18 protein-coding genes are annotated in these 17,930 nt (G+C 65.1%); 10 read left to right on the forward strand and 8 right to left on the reverse strand.

Going from position 1 to position 17,930, the window contains the following annotated elements; translation table 11 throughout:
* The first annotated feature begins 21 nt into the window (after positions 1-21).
* The 5 genes from QQS14_RS06010 to QQS14_RS06030 all read left to right on the forward strand — a co-directional run bounded on the left by QQS14_RS06010 (position 22) and on the right by QQS14_RS06030 (position 4,209).
* Complete coding sequence (locus QQS14_RS06010) at positions 22-1,209, forward strand: AAA family ATPase (RefSeq protein ID WP_285906055.1); 1,188 nt, start codon at positions 22-24, stop codon at positions 1,207-1,209.
* The gene (locus QQS14_RS06015; RefSeq protein ID WP_285906056.1) at positions 1,206-1,772 is read left to right on the forward strand and encodes a DUF4276 family protein; all 567 of its coding nucleotides are present in this window, start codon (positions 1,206-1,208) and stop codon (positions 1,770-1,772) included. The genes QQS14_RS06010 and QQS14_RS06015 overlap by 4 nt, the downstream gene beginning before the upstream one ends.
* Positions 1,773-1,828: 56 nt before the next feature.
* Positions 1,829-2,005 (forward strand): hypothetical protein, encoded by a 177-nt coding sequence (locus QQS14_RS06020; protein ID WP_285906057.1) that lies wholly within the window; start codon positions 1,829-1,831, stop codon positions 2,003-2,005.
* 12 nt (positions 2,006-2,017) lie between these two features.
* Positions 2,018-3,400, forward strand: a complete 1,383-nt coding sequence (locus QQS14_RS06025; protein ID WP_285906058.1) for a B12-binding domain-containing radical SAM protein — start codon at positions 2,018-2,020, stop codon at positions 3,398-3,400.
* Between the two features lie 164 nt (positions 3,401-3,564).
* Positions 3,565-4,209, forward strand: a complete 645-nt coding sequence (locus tag QQS14_RS06030) for an SPOR domain-containing protein (protein WP_285906059.1) — start codon at positions 3,565-3,567, stop codon at positions 4,207-4,209.
* On the opposite strand, the gene QQS14_RS06035 is transcribed toward QQS14_RS06030, so the two are convergent.
* From QQS14_RS06035 to QQS14_RS06055, 5 genes are all read right to left on the reverse strand, one after another.
* Positions 4,196-4,483: an integration host factor subunit alpha gene (locus tag QQS14_RS06035; RefSeq protein ID WP_285906060.1), complete on the reverse strand. Its 288-nt coding sequence runs from the start codon at positions 4,481-4,483 to the stop codon at positions 4,196-4,198. The genes QQS14_RS06030 and QQS14_RS06035 overlap by 14 nt on opposite strands.
* Before the next feature lie 31 nt (positions 4,484-4,514).
* A complete protein-coding gene (locus QQS14_RS06040; protein ID WP_285906061.1) occupies positions 4,515-4,940 on the reverse strand; it encodes an HIT family protein in 426 nt (141 codons plus the stop codon).
* Between the two features lie 278 nt (positions 4,941-5,218).
* Positions 5,219-7,036 carry a polysaccharide biosynthesis protein gene (locus tag QQS14_RS06045; RefSeq protein ID WP_285906134.1) on the reverse strand — a complete coding sequence of 606 codons (1,818 nt, stop codon included), beginning with the start codon at positions 7,034-7,036 and terminating at the stop codon, positions 5,219-5,221.
* Positions 7,037-7,077: 41 nt separating this feature from the next.
* Entirely contained in the window at positions 7,078-8,241 is a 1,164-nt protein-coding gene (locus tag QQS14_RS06050; protein ID WP_285906062.1) for a DegT/DnrJ/EryC1/StrS family aminotransferase, read from the reverse strand.
* Between the two features lie 9 nt (positions 8,242-8,250).
* Complete coding sequence (locus QQS14_RS06055; RefSeq protein WP_285906064.1) at positions 8,251-8,868, reverse strand: acetyltransferase; 618 nt, start codon at positions 8,866-8,868, stop codon at positions 8,251-8,253.
* A gap of 232 nt (positions 8,869-9,100) precedes the next feature.
* Here QQS14_RS06055 and QQS14_RS06060 point away from each other — a divergent pair, with 232 nt between their 5' ends.
* Genes QQS14_RS06060 through QQS14_RS06070 form a run of 3 tightly spaced genes read left to right on the forward strand, consistent with a single transcriptional unit; the run spans position 9,101 to position 11,592 of the window.
* A complete protein-coding gene (locus tag QQS14_RS06060; protein ID WP_285906065.1) occupies positions 9,101-10,033 on the forward strand; it encodes an ACP S-malonyltransferase in 933 nt (310 codons plus the stop codon).
* Between the two features lie 17 nt (positions 10,034-10,050).
* A complete protein-coding gene (aroE, locus tag QQS14_RS06065; protein ID WP_285906066.1) occupies positions 10,051-10,869 on the forward strand; it encodes a shikimate dehydrogenase in 819 nt (272 codons plus the stop codon).
* Positions 10,870-10,929: 60 nt separating this feature from the next.
* Positions 10,930-11,592, forward strand: a complete 663-nt coding sequence (locus QQS14_RS06070; RefSeq protein ID WP_285906067.1) for a peptidylprolyl isomerase — start codon at positions 10,930-10,932, stop codon at positions 11,590-11,592.
* A 96-nt stretch (positions 11,593-11,688) separates the two neighbouring features.
* Here QQS14_RS06070 and QQS14_RS06075 read toward each other — a convergent pair whose 3' ends face one another.
* Genes QQS14_RS06075 through QQS14_RS06085 form a run of 3 tightly spaced genes read right to left on the reverse strand, consistent with a single transcriptional unit; the run spans position 11,689 to position 14,833 of the window.
* Positions 11,689-12,558, reverse strand: coding sequence for an HDOD domain-containing protein (locus tag QQS14_RS06075; RefSeq protein WP_285906068.1), 870 nt, complete (start codon positions 12,556-12,558; stop codon positions 11,689-11,691).
* Positions 12,555-13,031: a chemotaxis protein CheD gene (locus QQS14_RS06080; protein WP_285906069.1), complete on the reverse strand. Its 477-nt coding sequence runs from the start codon at positions 13,029-13,031 to the stop codon at positions 12,555-12,557. The genes QQS14_RS06075 and QQS14_RS06080 overlap by 4 nt, the downstream gene beginning before the upstream one ends.
* 35 nt (positions 13,032-13,066) lie before the next feature.
* Positions 13,067-14,833, reverse strand: coding sequence for an ABC transporter ATP-binding protein (locus QQS14_RS06085; RefSeq protein WP_285906071.1), 1,767 nt, complete (start codon positions 14,831-14,833; stop codon positions 13,067-13,069).
* A gap of 142 nt (positions 14,834-14,975) precedes the next feature.
* Here QQS14_RS06085 and QQS14_RS06090 point away from each other — a divergent pair, with 142 nt between their 5' ends.
* Entirely contained in the window at positions 14,976-15,782 is an 807-nt protein-coding gene (locus QQS14_RS06090; RefSeq protein ID WP_285906072.1) for a metallophosphoesterase family protein, read from the forward strand.
* A gap of 288 nt (positions 15,783-16,070) precedes the next feature.
* Positions 16,071-17,918: an N-acetylmuramoyl-L-alanine amidase gene (locus QQS14_RS06095; RefSeq protein ID WP_285906073.1), complete on the forward strand. Its 1,848-nt coding sequence runs from the start codon at positions 16,071-16,073 to the stop codon at positions 17,916-17,918.
* The last annotated feature ends 12 nt before the right edge of the window (positions 17,919-17,930 follow it).

Below are 17,930 nucleotides of genomic sequence, written 5' to 3' on the forward strand. Positions count from 1 at the left end.
GATGGATCAACGAGGTGAGCCATGAAAATAGAATCAATCCGCTTGAAAAACTTTAAGTCTTTCAAGGAAGCGGAGTTGTCCGACTTGCCCAGTTTTTGCGTGATTGTTGGAGCAAACGGGACTGGGAAATCCACTATTTTCCAAGTCTTTGGTTTCCTGCGTGACGCAATGTCGAGCAATGTGAACGTGGCCTTGGCCAAGCTTGGCGGCAGTCGCGGCTTCAAGGAAGTTCAAAGCAGAAACGCCCAAGGATCAATTGAAATTGAACTCAAATTCCGAGCAGGCAAAGATAGCCCGCTGACTACATATTTTCTCCAGATTGGAGAAGAGAAAGGAAAAGCTCTGGTAGAGCGGGAAGTGTTGAAATATCGCCGAGGAAGCAGCGGCCAGCCATGGCATTTTCTGGATTTTTCTCGCGGCAAGGGCAACGCCGTCAGGAATGAGTTGGATTCAGTCACGGATGTCAGACAACTGGACCGGGAAGATCAGAATCTCAAATCTCCCGATATTCTTGCCATTAAAGGCCTCGCCCAATTCGAACGGTTTCCTGCCGTCCTAGCACTCGGAAACCTCATTGAAAACTGGCATGTGTCGGATTTCCATGTCAGCAAGGCAAGGCCGGAACAAGAGGCTGGTTACGCCGAGCATCTTTCTCGCGAAGGCGAGAACCTTTCTCTTGTCATTGAGTACTTGTATAACAACAAGAAAGAGATTTTCAACAAAATACTTTCTCTCCTTAAAATGCGTGTGCCAGGGATAACAAATGTCGAATCAAAAACAACAGAAGAAGGAAGGGTCCTTTTAAAGTTTCAGGATGGTGACTTTGAAGACCCGTTTTTGGCACGCTACGTTTCTGATGGCACAATCAAAATGCTTGCCTACCTCACATTGTTGTATGATCCGACACCACATCCTTTGTTGTGCATTGAAGAGCCGGAGAACCAGTTGTACCCCAAATTGTTGTGGGAGCTTGCAGAAGAATTCAGAGCCTATGCAAACCGGGGTGGGCAAGTTTTTGTTTCCACCCACTCTCCTGACTTCTTGAATGCCACAAGGCTTGAAGAGGTTTTTTGGCTCGTCAAGAAAAATGGATACACTCAAGTGAAGCGGGCAAAAAACGATCCGCAACTCGCTCAGTACATGGCCGAAGGAGATCAAATGGGCTATCTTTGGGAACAAGGCTTCTTTGATGGAGCAGACCCTCAATGATTACGCTTGTTTTCTTTCTTGAGGAGCCGTCAGCAAAAGAAATGCTCTCTTCGTTGTTGCCCCGCATTCTTCCTGAGGGCGTCTCTTTAGAGTTTCGTGTTTTTAATGGCAAACAGGACTTGGACAAAAATTTGACCCCAAAGCTTCGTGGCTGGCTACGTCCCAACTGTGTTTTCGTTGTGATGCGTGACCAGGATTTAGGAGATTGCAAAGCCATCAAGTCTAAACTTGCTCGGCTTTGTTTGGATGCGGGCCGTAATGACGTGTTGATACGTATTGCTTGCAGGGAACTTGAAAGCTTCTACCTTGGCGACCTGCATGCAGTGGAGAAGGGTCTTGGGCTCAAGGGGATCGGAAAACGCCAGCGGCAAGCAAAATTTCGGAACCCTGACAAACTTCAACATCCCTCGGAAGAGTTGGACAGATTAACTGACAACCGTTACGCTAAAATGTCTGGCTCACGAGCAATTGCCCCCTATTTGGACCCCGAAACCAATCTATCCAGCAGCTTCAAAGTGCTTGTTTCTGGAATCCTTGCCCTCTGCAACAACAAGCAAGAATAAGGCTCTCCACCCACCCCCGGGAAGACATTCCCCTCCAAATCCGGTACACCCCTCGCATGGGCATGCTTTTCAAGATCATCGTCATCCTTGGGCTCATCTTCCTGATCGCCGGGCTGTTCACCAAGGGTAAGGCGGAGCGGGCGCAACGGCGCAACCGGACCACCAACATCCTGCTGGTGGTGCTCATTGCCATGCTCGCCATCTCCACCATCATGGGATTCCTCAACCGCTAGCGCCAACCAGCCATGACCCGGCCGACCCATCCCCATATTCCCTGGTCCGGTGGCCAGGGGGCAAAGCCTGCCCGGGTCCTCGGCATCAACCCATGGATCACGGATTTCGCGGCCTTCAACCTGTGGTCCCGGCCGGTGGGGCTGCTGGCCTGCCTGTCCATGCTCCGCGAGGCGGGCGCGGCAGTGGCCCTGATGGACTGCCTTGACCCCACCTGGGACGGGGTGCCCTGGCCCCGGCCCGGCCGACACGGCACCGGCCACTATCCCAAGACCGAGATCGAGCCGCCCCCGGCGCTGGCCTTTACCGGCCGCCGCTACAGCCGCTACGGCCTGGACCGCGATCTGGTGCGCCAGGGATTGGCCCGGCTCGATCCGCCGCCGGACGCGGTCCTGGTCTCGTCCATCATGACCTACTGGTATCCGGCCGCCCTCGACGCCCTGGCCATGGCCGCCGAGCTGTGGCCCGATGCGGTGCGCGTCCTGGGTGGCACCTACCCCTCCCTGTGTACAGACCACGCCGCGCGGCACGCCCGGGCAAACCTGCTGGTGCGCGGCCCGCTGGAGCGGCCGGACAACTGGGCGCGGCTGTGGGCCGCCCTGGGCCGCCAGGCGCCACCCCTGCCCGAGGAGACCGGGCTGCGCCTGGCCCTGGACCTCTACCCCGAGCCGGATTACGCGCCAGTGCTCGGCTCGCGCGGCTGTCCCTTTGCCTGCGACTATTGCGCCAGCCGGGCGCTGCACCCGGACTTCGTCCAGTCCGCTCCCGGCCCGGTGCTGGCTTCCATGGAGGCCGAGCAGGCGCGCGGGGTGCGCGACTTCGCCTTTTACGACGACGCCCTGCTGGTGGCCCCGGAGCGCTGGCTGTGGCCCGTGCTCGACGCCGTGGCAGCCAGCATGCCCGAGGTGCGCCTGCACACGCCAAACGCCATGCATGTGCGCAACCTCACGGCCGACACCTGCCACCGCCTCAAGGCCGGAGGGCTGACCACCGTGCGCCTGGGCCTCGAAACCACGGACTTTGACCACCGCCACGATGTCAAGCTGACCCGGCGCGAGTGGGAGGCCGGGGCCGCCAACCTCGTGGACGCGGGCTTTGACCTGGCCGACATCGGCGTGTACATCCTCTTCGGCCTGCCCGGCCAGGACCTCGGCCGCGTGGAACAGGCCGTGGGCCATGTGCGCGACTTCGGCTTCCGGCCCCATCTGGCCCACTACACGCCCATCCCGGGCAGCCCCATGTTCGAGGCAGCGCGCCGGGCCAGCCCCTATCCCATCGCCGAGGAACCAATGTTCCAGAACAATTCCATCTGGCCCTGCGTGCCCGGCGGCTTCGACTGGGACGAGGCCGCCCGCTGGAAGGCCCTGCTCCAGGGCAAACCCGCGCCCGGGGCGTGAGCCTGCACGGCCATCACGTCTCCCGCGCCAGGGCGTCACGTCCCGGAAGTTGGCCCCGGAAGCCGGACCCGGACTCTTTTGGATTTAGATTTATTCTAGACGCTTTGCCACGCCATGTGCTACTGGCACAAGCACGGAAGGACTAACGCAAGAGGGCGAATCAAATGATGAATGTCAGAAAATCCGGGATGATGGTCGCCGCCTGCCTGATGGCGGCCCTGATCGTGGGAGGCTGCGCGCGGCAGCATATCGTCTCGTCGCCTCCGGCCCAGCGGCCCAGTGAGCGGACGATTCCCCTGCCCGCAGAGTCCTCATCCGAGGCCGCCACTGACGCGGACGCCATGGCCACAGATGACGAAAGGCGCACCAGCGACGGGGTCTATGTGGTGGATGCGCCGACCGAGGAGCCGACCCGGCGCGTGGCCGAAAGGGAGCTGGGTGAGGAGCCCCTGCCCGCCGAGGCGGCGAGCGCTCCGGCCGCCACGGTTGCCCACGCCGACACCACAGTGGCCGACCACACCTCCCTCACCCATGAGACGCATCCCGGTGCCACGGCCACGGCCATGCCCGAAGTGGTCGAGGGCGGGAGCTATTTCGTGCAGGTGGGCGCGTTCTCAGACCTCGAAAACGCGAACAGAGCCCTCGCACGCCTCATTGCCGACGGGTACAAGGGCTCCAGACTGGACACGGCCGGAGACGGTCTGTTCCGCGTCCAGGCCGGGTCCTTTGGCGACCACGGCTCGGCCGAGGCGGCCCTGGACCGGCTCCGGGCGCAGTACCCCAAGGGGTTCGTGCTTAAGACGGATTGAGTTCGGAGCGGAACTTGCGGGACAGCCGGAACACGACCACCTTGCGCGGCGGCAGGGTGATGGTCTGGCTGGTCTGGGGGTTGCGCCCCTTGCGCGCCCGCTTGTCGTAGGCCTCGAACTTGCCGAATCCGCTGATGAGCAGCGCGTGGTCCTTCTTGACCGAGCTTTTCATGATATCAAGGATGGTCTCGACCAGATCCTTGATCTCGGCGCGGTTGCTCTCGGTACGCTCATAGATGTAGTCCACGATACCGGCTTTGGTGAGGGTGCTCATTGGGTCGCCTCCGAAAAAAGGGTTTCAAAGCTTATTTCAGCAGGCCCGCGATGGTCTTCGCCAGGCCGCTCATCTCGTCGGGAGACTTGTATCCCGACTGGGGCCACAGGGTCAGGCCGTCGCCGGAATGCCTCGGGATGAGATGGAAATGCGCGTGGTGGACCAGCTGGCCCGCCGCCTCAAAGTTGTTCTGCATCAGGTTGAGCCCGTCGGCGGCCGTGGCCTCCATCACCGCCCGGCCCACCCGGGACAGGGCATCGGTCAGGTCCGCGCCCAGCTCGGCCGGAAGGTCCATGAGCGTGGGGTAGTGTCCCTTGGGCACCACCAGGGCGTGGCCCGGATGCACGGGCGCGATGTCCAGAAAGACGAGGACGTGCTCCGTCTCCAGGACCCTGGCGCAGGGAATGGCCCCCTCCACGATCTTGCAGAAAATGCAATCCCTGTCCTTTGGCCGCATCGCTTCCCTCTCGAAAAATGACCCGATCCGCCCAAAAAGGGCTTTGCTCCTGGGTTGCCGAGCGGTCTTCAGACCGGGCACCGCCGAGGACGTGAACATGCCTAGCAATATTACTAACCGCGAAACTCATTTAAATCAAGTCGGTTGACCTGATTTTCTCGAATAATACACAAAGGCCATCGCGGACAGAGTCTAGATATCTTCTTGAAAATCGGTCGGTTGTCCGAAAATGGCTTTGCCCGGGTCGCCAATACTTCTTTCAAGACAAACAATACCAGCTAGTTGGAGTTCGGTGAGTACTCGGGGACGAGCCGCCCGAGGATGGCCCTGATGGCCTCGCCGTCGTGGGCTGCGGCCGCCCGCGACAGGGCTGCCAGCTCGCTGTCCAGGTCCTGCGATCGGACCGTGGCGGCCGAGCCCACCACCAGAATCTTGTCGTGCTCGGTGCGCACGATGCCCTCACCCTCGGTGATCAGCTCCTCGAAGAGCTTCTCCCCCTCGCGCAGGCCGGTGAACACGATCTCCACATCCACGCCCGGCTCCTTGCCCGAGAGGCGGATGAGATCGCGGGCCATGTCTGCGATGCGCACGGGCACGCCCATGTCCAGGACAAAGACCTCGCCGCCGGTGCCCGCATCCCCCATGCTGCCCGCCTGGAGGATGAGCTGGGTGGCCTCGGAGATGCTCATGAAGTAGCGGGTCACGTCCGGATGGGTCACGGTGACCGGCCCGCCCGCCGCGATCTGCCGCCGGAACAGGGGCACCACCGAGCCGCTGGAGCCGACCACGTTGCCAAAGCGCACGGCCATGAACCGGGTGGGGCCGCCGCTTAAGGACTGCATCAGCAGTTCGGTCACGCGCTTGCTCGCGCCCATGACGTTGGTGGGCCGCACCGCCTTGTCCGTGGACACGACCACGAACCGCTCCACCCCGGCCTCCACGGCCGCCCGCATGACCGTGCGCGAGCCCTCGATGTTGTTGCGCACCGCCTGCCAGGGGTTGCGCTCCAGCATGGGCACATGCTTGTAGGCTGCGGCGTGAAAGACGGCGGAGGGCCGGTGCTCCCGAAAGGTGCGCTCCATGAGGGGCGCATCGGCCACCGAGCCGAGCACGGTGACGCAGCGGTCAAAGCCCAGGGTGTGGCGCAGTTCCATCTCGATCTGGTAGAGGTTGTACTCGCCCGCATCCACCAGCACGAGGCGGTCCGGCCGGTAGCGAACGCTCTGGCGGCACAGCTCCGAGCCGATGGAGCCGCCGCAGCCGGTGACCAGCACGGTCTGGCCGCAGAGGTACTGCCTGATGCGCCCGGTGTCGAGGTTCACGGGCGAGCGGCCCAGCAGATCAAGATAATCGATGTCGCGCAGGGTCTTGATGTCCACCTTGCCGTCAATGATCTCGGTCATGGCAGGCAGGATCTTGTAGGGCAGGCCCGTGCCCTTGCATGTCTCCACCATGCGCCGCATCTCCTCGGCCGAGGCCTCGGACACGGCCAGGAATATCTCGTCCACCCCGAACCGCTCGGCCACCGCGCCCAGGGTGCCCACCGGGCCGAGCACCGGCCTGCCGTGGATGGTCCGCCCCTTGAGGTCAGGGTCGTCGTCCAGGAATCCGACGAGGTTGTAGTGTGCCGGGTTGGCCATCAGCTCGCGCCCGATCTTCTCTGCCGCGTCCTTGGCCCCGACCACGAGCACGTCCTTGCGGCCCGGTGCCTGCCGGGCCAGGGAAAAGGTGCGGGTGTAGAAGGCGCGGATGGTGAGCCGAAGCCCGCTGCACAGGACCAGGGTCAGCACCCAATCGATGACGAAGATGGAGCGCGGCACCCCGATGAGCGAGAAACGGAAGCCCACGAAGGAGACAAGGATGAGGCTTTGCAGGGCCGTGACCCGCAGAAGCCGCCAGAAATCATCAAGGCTGGTGTAGCGCCACATGCCCCGGTACAGGCCGAAGAGGAGGAAAAGCGCCCCCTTGAAGACCAGCACGTATTTGAGCAGCCCCTGGTACTGGGAGGAGAACCTCTCGGGCACGTCGAAGTCGAAGCGGAAAAGATAGGCCGCGTACAGGGCCAGGGCAAAGATGGCCACGTCCGCCAGGAGCATGGCGTAGAAATTGAGATTGCGGAAGTTTGGCAGGCCGAGCCTCACGGGGTTCGCCTCCCGCCCTTGTGGGCCGTGGCCGCCACCCCGGCGACAATGCGGGCAATGCGCGCCAGGTCCGCCTTGGTCATGGCCGTGCCCGAGGGCAGGCACAGGCCGCGACGGAACAGGTCCTCGCTCACCGCGCCGCCGGTGCAGGGCACGTCCCTGAACACGGGCTGCATGTGCATGGGCTTCCAGACCGGGCGCGACTCGATGTTCTCCGCCTCCAGGGCCAGGCGCACGTCCTCGGGCGCTGCCCCGAAGGCGGCCTCGTCCAGGAGCATCACGGTCAGCCAGCGGTTGGCCCGGCCAGAGGCGGCCTCGGGCATGAAGGAGACGCCGGGCAGATGGCCCAGGGCCTCGACATACCAGTCGAAGATACCCCTTCGCCGGGCCACGAAGGTGGCGAGCATGTCGAGCTGGCCCAGGCCGATGGCAGCAGCCACGTTGCTCATGCGGTAGTTGTAGCCGATGGTGGAGTGCTCGTAGTGCGGGGCCGGGTCGCGCGCCTGCTGGGAGAGCCGCCGCGCCTCGTCGATGAGGGCCTTGTCGTGGCTGGCCAGCAGCCCGCCCCCGCCGGTGGTGATGATCTTGTTGCCGTTGAAGGAGTATACGGCCGCGTCCCCGCCGAGTCCGGCGTGGCGGTCCTTGTAGGTGGCACCCACGGCCTCGGCCGCGTCGATGAGCAGGGGGATGCCCCGAGGCTGGCACACGGCCAGCAGGCTGTCGTAGTCCGAACACTGGCCGTAGATGTCGGTGGGAATCACGGCGGCCACGCGGCGGCCACGGGCCTCGATCTCGGCCACGGCCCGGGCCAGCAGGGCCGGGTCCATGGTCCAGATGGCCGCGTCGCTGTCCACGAAGTGCAGGTCAGCGCCCAGGAAGGTGGCCGGAGTGACCGAACCGATGAAGGTCAGGGTGGAGGCAATGACCACGTCGCCCGGGCCGACCCCGAGCAGGCGCAGCCCCAGGTGGATGGCCGCCGTGCCGCTGGACAGCGCAAGACAGTGGGCAAACCCGGTCAGCCGCGAGAACCCGGCCTCGAACTCGGCCAGTTGCGGCCCCAGGGGCGCGATGAAGTTGGACTCGAAGGCCCGGTGGACGTAATCGAGTTCCGCACCGCCCATGTGGGGCGGGGAAAGATAGATGCGGTCGCTGTTCACCATGGTTTCCTACTAGGTTCTCTCGCGGGCCGGAACGCCGACCACGGACCGGCCAGCGCCCACGTCGCGGATGACCGCCGCGCCCGCGCCCACCACGGCCCATTCGCCGATGGTCACGCCCGGGATCACGCTCGCGCCGATGCCGACAAAGGCACCGTGGCCCACGGTCACGCCCCCGGCCAGGTTCACGCCCGGCGCGATGTGCACGTGCTCGCCCAGCGCGCAGTGGTGGTCCACGGTGCAGCCGGTGTTGAGGATGGAGTTTCGGCCCACTGTCGCCCCGGGGCCGACCACAACGCCCGCGCAGACCACGCAGCCCGGCCCGATGCTCGCGGTCGGCGAGATCACGGCCGAGGGATGTATGGCCGAGGCCAAGGTCTCACCCCCGGCTACCAGCCTGTCGGCCACGGCCATGCGCACCCGGTTGTCGCCGATGGCCACCACCACCGCATCGTGCGGGATGGCGGGGAGGTCCTCCTCGCTGCCAAGCAGGGGCAACCCCAGGTCTTCTGCCGCGCCGGGCCGGGGCTCGCGGTCGATGAAACCCAGGGGAACCGCATCGGGCGACGCGGCCAGGATGTCGGCCACCACCAGAGCGTGGCCGCCGCTGCCCACGATGACCACCCTCACGGACGTCCCCCCGGGACGCGGGAAAGGGCGCGCTGGCGGATATTCTTGATTATCAACGGGGTACCCATTTGCGTCATCTACCCCTTTGTGATTTTTACTGTCAACCCAATGCTCGCCCGATGCGGCCGGACAGGCGCGCCTTGACGCGCCTCGCCCGGGCGGGCTATCCCCTTTGCCAGCGCGGCTTCTGGTCGCACCGGCCCGGCCGCGCAGCAACTCCAAGGAGACCACAATGACCAAGACAGCGATACTGTTCCCGGGACAGGGCTCCCAAGAGCAGGGCATGGGCCGCGACGTGGCCGAGGGTCTGGGCGAGGCCATGGACCTGTGGATTCTTGCCGAAAAGGAATCCGGCCTGCCCCTGCGCGACATCTACTGGGATGGCGCCAGCGGCGACATGGCCGACACCCGCGCCCTGCAGCCCGCCCTGACCGTGACCAACCTCTCCCTGTGGCTGGCCGCGCGCGACCGGCTTACCCCGGCGGCCGCGGCCGGGCACAGCCTGGGCGAGTTTGCGGCCCTGGCCGCCAGCGGCGCACTGGACGGCCGCGACGCCATCCGGGCCGTGTGCCTGCGCGGCAGGCTCATGGCCGAGGCGGGCGGCGAGGGCCACGGCATGGCCGCAGTGGTCAAGCTCGACCAGGCCACAGTGGAGGGCATCGTGGAGCAGGCCGCGCGCGACACCGGCCGCCAGCTGCGCATCGCCAACTACAATTCCCCGGCCCAATTCGTCATCAGCGGCGAGGGCGAACCTCTTGCCGCCGCCGCCATGCTGGTCAAGGAGGCCAAGGGCCGGGCCATCACCCTGGCCGTGTCCGGCGCGTTCCACAGCCCGCTCATCGGCGAGGCGGCCGACGAGTTCGCCGCCTTCCTGGCCGGGCTGGCCTGGAAGGTCCCGGTCTTTCCCGTCTTTCACAACGCCACGGCCCTGCCCGAGCCGGACCCCTCCGGCATCCTGCCGGTCATGCAGCGCCAGATGACCTCGTCGGTGCTCTGGGTCCAAACCCTCCAGGCCCTGTGGCTGGCCGGGGTGCGCCATTTCGTGGAGATCGGACCCAGGAACGTCCTGACCAAGCTGCTCGCGCCCAATCTGACAGAACTGGCCGGGGAAGAAGCATGGACCTCGGCCAACGCGGGCAGCCTGGAGCAGGCTCAAGCCCTGTGAGCCAGGGAGACGCGTCCATGACCGCCCGCCACGGCATCATCGGCTGGCCCCTGGGCCATACCCTGAGCCCGGCCCTGCACAACTGGGGTTTTACCAGCCTCGGCCTGGACGCCACCTACGAGGCGTGGCCCACCAAGCCCGACGGCCTGGCCGACTTTGTCGCGCGCGTGCGCGCCCAGTCCATCCGGGGCGTGAGCGTGACCATCCCGCACAAGCGGGCGGTCATGCCGCTGCTTGACCGGCTGACCGAGCGGGCCCGGGCCGTGGGCGCGGTCAACACCCTGTACTGGGAGGACGGTCTGCTCTGCGGCGAGAACACGGACGTGACCGGAGTGGCGGCCCCCCTCAGGACGATGGATGCGCTGCCCGGCACGGCCCTGGTCCTGGGCGCGGGCGGCGCGGCCCGGGCCGCGGTGGCGGCCCTGCGCGAGCTGGGCGTGCCGGAAATCCTGGTGGCCAACCGCACCCCGGACAAGGCCAGAGACCTCGCCCGCCAGCTGTCGGCCCGGGCCGTGGCCTGGGAGGCGCGCATGGACCAGGGCGCGGGCCTTGTCTGCAACACCACGCCCCTGGGCATGACCGGCGACATGATCGATGCCACCCCGTGGGACGCTCTGCGCTTCACGCCGGGCATGATCGCCTATGACATCGTCTACAACCCCCTGCGCACCCGCTTCCTGCGCGAGGCAGAGGCCGCCGGGTGCATCACGGTGTCGGGGCTCGAGATGTTTCTGCACCAGGGGCTGGCCCAGTTCCGGCTGTGGACCGGCCGCGACCTGGAGGAGGCCGGGGCCAGAGCGCTGCTCCTTGAGCGGCTCGCCGAGTCCCCGCATTGATTCGCCGCGCCTTTTCCGGTAGGTTCGGCGTTCACGACATCAAGATCGAGGTAAAGAACCATGCGAAAACTCACGCTTCTTTTCAGCACCCTGCTTCTGGTCGGTCTGCTGGCCCTGCCCGGCGCTGTCCAGGCCCAGGGCGGCGGCCCCAACCCGGTGGTGGTCTTCGAGACGACCCTGGGCCGGTTCATCGTCATGCTCTACCCGGGCGAAGCGCCGGAGACGGTGGAGAATTTCATGCGCTATGTGGACGAGGGGTTTTATGACGGCACCCTGTTCCACCGGGTGGTCACGGACAGGGATTTCCGAAAACCCGATCTGGCCGGACGCAACCCCATTCCCTACAACATCATTCAGGGCGGCGGCTACGAGATGGGCATGCGCATGAAGCGGACCCATCCGCCCGTCCGCAACGAGTCTGCCCGGGCCATGTCCAACCAGCAGGGCACCATCGCCATGGCGCGCGGGGCCGACCCGGACTCGGCCACGGCCCAGTTCTTCATCAACGTCAAGGACAACCCTTCTTTCAATCAAAGAGTGGTCAAGGACAGGCAGGACGAAACCAAGTTTATCACCCACGAGGGGTACACCGCCTTTGGCAAGGTGATCCGGGGCTGGGAAGTGGTGGAGGCCATCAGCCAGGTGGAGACGGCCAAGCTGGGGCAGCACGAGAACGTGCCGGTCAAGCCGGTGATCATCACCCGGGCCTACCGGCCGCAATAGGCGGCAGCCCGGGCCATCGGGCCATGCTTTCAGATCAATTCCGACGGCTGGATTTCGGGCCGGGAACGCTCCAAGGCGTTTCCGGCCTTCTTGCTGCTACACCGGACAGGCGTCTTCCGCGCACTCCATGAACAGGTGCCGCACTGAGCGCAGCTCGTCCACCACGTTGGCGCAGACCCTGTCCACGATCCCGGCCGTCAGGCCGAGGCGCTGGATGACCGTGGCGGACGGAATGTAGTTGAGGCCGTCCACGCCAAGCCCCACCCCGATCATCTTGGCCAGGGCGTTGCCGATGTGAACCAGATCAAGGACCGTGTCCGTCTCCGGGGCCTCGTCTGGCCGCAGGTGGTGGCAGACGACCTCGGTGATCTCCGAGGGCAGCCCCCAGGACTGGAGCAGGATGCCGCCCACTTCGGCGTGGTTGATGCCCAGCACCGCGTCCTCGGCCCGGTCGAAGCTCAGGCCCTGCTCCATGGCCAGATCCAGGATGGCCTTGACATCGACCTGGACGTAGGCACCCAACAGGAGCTTGCCCACGCCCGCGAGCAGCCCGGCGGTGAAGGTGTAATCCGGCGCGTCGAGACCGAGCACCCGGCCCAGCTCCCGGGCGGCCATGGCCACGGCCACCGAGTGTTGCAGGTGCATGCTCGGGGCCAGGTCGTACCCGCCGATGCGGCGGACAAAGGAGGGGGCCACGCCGGTTGAGAGGATGAACTGGAGCACCTGGAGGGTGCCCAGGAGGCGGATGGCCTCGCCTGCGGTGCGCATGGGCTTGCCGCCGCCGAAAAAGGAGGCGTTGACGATCTTGAGCAGGTTGGCGGTCAGGCCGGGATCGTGCTCAATGATCCGGGCCAGTTCCGCCAGTTCCGCTTCCGGGTCGCCCAGCAGGGCCGCCGCCTTGTTGGCGCAGCACGGGATGGCCACTACCCGGGACACGGTGTCGAGAATCTCTTGGCGTCTGGTCATAGGTCTTTCTCCTCTCCCAGTGAACGGACCACCACGCGGCCGGTGTCGAGGTGCAGGAACATGGTTCGCGGGACAGTGCCGCCCACGTCCGAGGCCGACAGGGTCACGGAGTTGCGCTCAAGCAGCTTGCCCAGGGCCTCGAAATTGCGCGCGCCGGTGTTGAAGAGATTGTCGCCGCGCATGTTGGCCCCGCCCGCGGCCTTGAAGACCAGGCGGCGCTTCTCGGCCCCACGGTCCATGAGCCTTCTGACCATCATGGCCACCCCGGTGTTGACGAACATGAAGGGGTTGGCCCGGGCCTTTTCCCTGGCCGCCCCGGCGTGGGGCAACAGACAGTGGACCATGCCGCCCACGCCCGCCTTGGGGTCATGGGCAGTGACCCCTAGGCAGGAGCCCAGGGAGTAGGTGACGACGACATCCTCCCTCGCTGCGGAGAGCTTCATGTCGGATATGGTGACTATGTGCAGGGCCATGGGCATGATCCGTGCGCGCCGTGCGCACCGGTTGACTACCGGATGGAGTCGTCGAACTGCATCTGGTAGAGGCGGTTGTAAAGGGGGCAGGAGGCGAGCAGCTCCCTGTGGGAGCCTGTTGCGATGACCTTGCCGTGTTCCATGACCACGATGATGTCGGCCGTGAAGATGGTGGAGAGGCGGTGGGCGATGACCAGCGAGGTGCGGCCGCGCATGAGGTTTTCCAGGGCGTCCTGCACCACGCGCTCGGACTCGGTGTCCAGGGCGCTGGTGGCCTCGTCCAGAATGAGCAGGGAGGGGTCCTTCATGATGGCCCGGGCAATGGTCAGCCGCTGCTTCTGGCCGCCGGATATCTTGACGCCGCCCTCGCCCACCACGGTGTCGTAGCCCTGGGGCAGGCCCATGATGAAGTCGTGGGCGTAGGCGCTGCGGGCGGCCCGCTCCACTTCCTGCTGGTCGTACTCCTCTCGGGCGTAGGCGATGTTCTCGCGCACGGGCAGGTTGAAAAGGAAGGTGTCCTGGGAGACCAGCCCAAGGCCCATGCGCAGGCTGCTCAGGGTGTATTCGGTCACGGGCACGCCGTTGAGCAGGATGCGCCCCTGCTGCGGGTCGTAGAAGCGGGGAATGAGATTGACCAGCGTGGTCTTGCCCGAACCACTGGGGCCGACGATGGCCACCCGCTGCCCGGACTTGATGGTCAGCGACACGCCGTCAAGGGCGGGATGCGACGAGCCGGGGTAGGTGAAGCGGACATCCTCAAGACGCAACTCGTCGAATTTGCCGTCAAAGACGACGCCTCCCTCGTCCTCCACCGTGATCTCCGGGGAGTCGAAGATGTCAAAGACGCGCTCCGCGCCAGCCAGACCCGCCTGGATCTGGTGATTGGACATGTTGATCTTCTTGACCGGCTCGTACAGCTGGACCAGGCAGACCAGGAAGGCGGTCAGGTCGCCCGGGGTGATGACGCCGTCAATGACCCGGGTGCCGCCGATCCACAGCACCGCAGCCGCAGCACCGGCGGCCACGAAGTCCATGACCCGCGAGGAACTCTCGTTGTAGAATATCTGGCGGATGATGATCCGGCTCAGCTTCTCGTTCTCCCTGTTGAAGCGCAGCCCCTCGCGCACCTCGCTGGCAAAGGCCTTGATCACCTTGATGCCCGAGAAGCCCTCTTCGAGGGTGACGTTGACCCCGGAAAGCTCGGCCTGGATCTTGCGGCCGTATTTGCGGACTTTTTTGCCAAAGAAGACAATGGGGTACAGGGCGGCTGGCATGACCACCAGGCTCCAGAAGGCGAGGGAGGGGTCGAGGTAGATGACCGTGCCGACAAGGCCGAGGAGCGTGAATATCTGGCGCACGAACATGATGATGCTCGGCAGGCTCTGGCGCACGGCCACCACGTCGTTGATGATCCGGCTCATGAGCATGCCCACCTCGCTCTCGGCGAAGAAGGGCATGGGCAGGCGCACGATCTTGGCGTAGAGGTCGCGGCGCATGTCCCTGAGCACCAGGATGCCGGTGGCGTTCATGATGTAGGTCTGGACAAACTGGAACACGCCCTTGAACACGATGAGCACCACCAGACCGACGATGCACAGCTTGAGGACCGAAAGGTCCTTGGCCACCAGCACGTCGTCGGTGATGTACTTGGTCAGCCAGGCCAGGGCCGGGGCAATGGGCGCGTAAAGAAGCATGGCCGCCACAGCCAGGATCACCCGCCCCTTGTAGGGCGCGAAGTAGCTGATGCTGCGCTTGAGCAGATGGATGTTGCCAAGATAGTGCAGGTCGTTGGAACGGGCCAAGGCGTCTCCTCGTCACGGTTGCGGCGGCACTCCCGAGCGACGCGCCGTCACGCCCTCTGTATATGGTTGACGCCTGCGAGTAAAGCCCGGGCGGGGCCTGAAAGGGCTTGCCCCGGGTCTGGTTCCCGGCCATGCTGGGGCCATGGAAACCCCAGGCTCCCCTCCCTCGACGCGCCAGGACCGGGCCACGGAACGAGTGGCCGTGCTGGCCGACATCCACGGCAATGCAGACGCCCTTGAGGCCGTGCTGGCCGATGCGGCCCGGCGCGGCGTGACCCGGTTCGTCAACCTGGGCGACACGTTCTACGGCCCCCTGGACCCGGCCGCCACATGGCGGCTGCTGCGCGACAGGCCCATGCCCGCCGTGCTCGGCAATCAGGACCGCATCCTGCTCGACCCGGCCTCGCCCATGGCCGGGCTGCCCGCCTTCCGGGCGGCGCACGAGGCGCTGGGGCAAGAGGGGCTGGCCTGGCTGGCCGGGCTCCCGGCCACCCGCGTGGTGGACGCTTCACTCTTCCTGTGCCACGGCACACCCAAGAGCGACACGGCCTACCTGCTTGAGGACGTGACCTCGGGCCGCCCTGTGCCACGCCCCTGCCCGGCCATCGAGGCGGATCTGGCCGGGGTGCCCGGCGGCTGCACCGTGGTCCTGGCCGGGCACAGCCACTACCCCGGAGTGACTGCCTGCGGCCGGTTCACGGTGATCAACCCGGGCAGCGTGGGTCTGCCCGCCTATGACGACGACACCCCGCCCCATGCCATGGCCACGGGCTCGCCCCACGCCAGATACGCCCTGCTCACCCCGCCCGGGGCCGCAAACACACCCGTGTCCACCTCCTGGACAGCAGAACTGGTGGCCGTAACCTACGACTGGGAGCGGGCCGCCCGACTGGCCGAGGCCAACGGCCGCCCGGACTGGGCGCGCTGGCTGGCCACTGGACTGGCCTGATCACGAGAATGGATTTTTTATCTCAACCGTCTGTTTTCATATCAATTTCAAAGCCAATCTCGCGACCAAGGGCAACGCATCGCGTGCCGGACGCGGTCGCCACAGTCCCGGCTCCGACCTTCTGGGCCTGAATTTTGCCAAGGAAACCGCATTATTCTCTGGACTTTTTTTAGATTTTTCTGAAAACTACGGAAACGCTGTGGCACCCTGAAGCCCCGGAGTGCTTTCCGGCGGCGTGGACTATCCCTATCATGCGGGATTTTCCGAAGCACCCTACGGCCCAAGGCTATGAACTTGCACGTAAAAAAAAATCTTAGCCTCTGCCTGCCCGCGCTGCTGGCGCTGGCGGTGCTGCTCGCGTGGCCGGGCCACGGCGCAGCCTCCACGGCCGCGACGCATTTCAACAAGGGCCATGCCGAATTCCATTCCCTGATCAAGGACCCGAAGCGGGTCAAGTTCCGGGCCAACTGGGAAACCGTGGAGCGCCACTTCAGCAACTGCCTGCGGGCCGACCCCGACGGGCCCAACGCGCCCAAGGCCCTCTACTACATCGGCCGCGTCCACGAGGAACTGGGAGTGCAAAGCGGCCGCCAGTCGGATTTTCGCAAGGCCATCGACTATTTCGGGCGGGTCGTGGCCCGCTATCCCCGCCACGGCTGGGCCGACGACTGCCTCTACCGCAGGGCCGAGATCCAGGCCCGGCGACTGGGCGAGACCGAGGCGGCGCGCCTTGATCTGGCCCGCATCTTGGTGGAATACCCCCGGGCCGACATGTATTCCAAGGCCGATGCCGCCCTGCGCAGGCTCGGCGGCTATGACGCGGCCGTGGCCAAGGTCTCTGGCAAGGCGGTCAAGCAGTCCCTGGCCGAGGTGGCCAAGCGCGTGGCCGAGAGCCCGAAGCCAGCCCCCCAGGAGACCGTGACCGACGAGTCCGGCGACCAGCGCGTGGTGCCCAGGGACCCGTCCGGCCTCGCGCACCTCGACATGGTCCGCTACCGCTCCAGCGACGAGTACACCCGCGTGGTGCTGGAGATGGACAGCCGCGTCACCTACCGCTATCAGGTGCTCGAACCCAACGACGAGGTGGGGCGGCCCCACCGCCTCTACGTGGACCTCGTCAACTCCCGCCTGGGGCACGACGTGACCGCGTCCACCACGGTTTCCGACGGCATCCTGCGCTCCATCCGCACCGGCCAGTACAACAAGGACACCACCCGGGTAGTGCTCGATTTCCTGTCCATGCAGGAATACAAGGTTTTCCCGCTGGACAACCCGTTTCGCATCGTCATCGACGTTTATTCGCCGGATCAGGAAGTGGCCGAGGCCCAGGCCGAGGCCCGCGCCACGCGCGCCGCCCAGAAGGCCGAGCAGGCCGAGACCCCGTCCAAGAAGATCACCTACCGCGCGCCCGGCGGCGGCAAGCAGACCGTGGGCGATCTGCTTGAGCAGCTGGGCCTGACGGTCAAGACCATCATGATCGACCCCGGCCACGGCGGCAAGGACCCGGGCGCGGTGGCCAACGGATTGCGGGAGAAGGACATCAACCTGCGCTTCTCCACCATCCTGGGCAAGATGCTGGCCGAAAAGGGCTTCAACGTACACTACACGCGCACCACGGACGTCTTCATCCCCCTTGAGCAGCGCACGGCCATGGCTAATGTCAAGAAGGCCGATCTCTTCCTCTCCATCCACTGCAACGCCAACCGCAACACCCGGGTCAGCGGCCTTGAGACCTACAGCCTCAACCTGGCCAAGACCAACGACGCGGTGCGCATCGCGGCCCGGGAAAACGCCGTGGACCCACGCGCCATCTCGGACCTCCAGTTCATCCTGACCGACCTGATGGTCAACTCCAAGATCAAGGAGAGCCGCGATCTGGCCGCAGACGTGCAAAACAACACCCTGGCCCATGTCCGGCGCAAGTGGCAGATCCAGAACAACGGGGTGCGCGAGGCTCCCTTCTATGTGCTCATGGGTGCCAAGATGCCCTCGGTCCTCGTGGAGCTTGGCTACATCACCAACCCCGCCGAGGCCAAGCGGCTCAATACCGACGCCTACCTGGAATATCTGGCGCGCGGCGTGGTGGACGGCGTGCTCGCCTACAAGGGCAAGATCGAGCGCTACGCCGAGCGCTGATCCCGGCCCCCA

Source organism: Pseudodesulfovibrio pelocollis (genome assembly GCF_030282845.1).
In the GTDB taxonomy this organism is placed as follows: domain Bacteria; phylum Desulfobacterota; class Desulfovibrionia; order Desulfovibrionales; family Desulfovibrionaceae; genus Pseudodesulfovibrio; species Pseudodesulfovibrio pelocollis.

Bases quoted from the DNA above. Each gene is read 5' to 3' on its own strand.
- QQS14_RS06010 (WP_285906055.1), top strand. From the start codon at position 22: ATGAAAATAGAATCAATCCGCTTGAAAAACTTTAAGTCTTTCAAGGAA.
- QQS14_RS06015 (WP_285906056.1), top strand. From the start codon at position 1,206: ATGATTACGCTTGTTTTCTTTCTTGAGGAGCCGTCAGCAAAAGAAATG.
- QQS14_RS06020 (WP_285906057.1), top strand. From the start codon at position 1,829: ATGGGCATGCTTTTCAAGATCATCGTCATCCTTGGGCTCATCTTCCTG.
- QQS14_RS06025 (WP_285906058.1), top strand. From the start codon at position 2,018: ATGACCCGGCCGACCCATCCCCATATTCCCTGGTCCGGTGGCCAGGGG.
- QQS14_RS06030 (WP_285906059.1), top strand. From the start codon at position 3,565: ATGATGAATGTCAGAAAATCCGGGATGATGGTCGCCGCCTGCCTGATG.
- QQS14_RS06035 (WP_285906060.1), bottom strand. From the start codon at position 4,483: ATGAGCACCCTCACCAAAGCCGGTATCGTGGACTACATCTATGAGCGT.
- QQS14_RS06040 (WP_285906061.1), bottom strand. From the start codon at position 4,940: ATGCGGCCAAAGGACAGGGATTGCATTTTCTGCAAGATCGTGGAGGGG.
- QQS14_RS06045 (WP_285906134.1), bottom strand. From the start codon at position 7,036: ATGCTCCTGGCGGACGTGGCCATCTTTGCCCTGGCCCTGTACGCGGCC.
- QQS14_RS06050 (WP_285906062.1), bottom strand. From the start codon at position 8,241: ATGGTGAACAGCGACCGCATCTATCTTTCCCCGCCCCACATGGGCGGT.
- QQS14_RS06060 (WP_285906065.1), top strand. From the start codon at position 9,101: ATGACCAAGACAGCGATACTGTTCCCGGGACAGGGCTCCCAAGAGCAG.
- aroE (WP_285906066.1), top strand. From the start codon at position 10,051: ATGACCGCCCGCCACGGCATCATCGGCTGGCCCCTGGGCCATACCCTG.
- QQS14_RS06070 (WP_285906067.1), top strand. From the start codon at position 10,930: ATGCGAAAACTCACGCTTCTTTTCAGCACCCTGCTTCTGGTCGGTCTG.
- QQS14_RS06075 (WP_285906068.1), bottom strand. From the start codon at position 12,558: ATGACCAGACGCCAAGAGATTCTCGACACCGTGTCCCGGGTAGTGGCC.
- QQS14_RS06080 (WP_285906069.1), bottom strand. From the start codon at position 13,031: ATGGCCCTGCACATAGTCACCATATCCGACATGAAGCTCTCCGCAGCG.
- QQS14_RS06090 (WP_285906072.1), top strand. From the start codon at position 14,976: ATGGAAACCCCAGGCTCCCCTCCCTCGACGCGCCAGGACCGGGCCACG.
- QQS14_RS06095 (WP_285906073.1), top strand. From the start codon at position 16,071: ATGAACTTGCACGTAAAAAAAAATCTTAGCCTCTGCCTGCCCGCGCTG.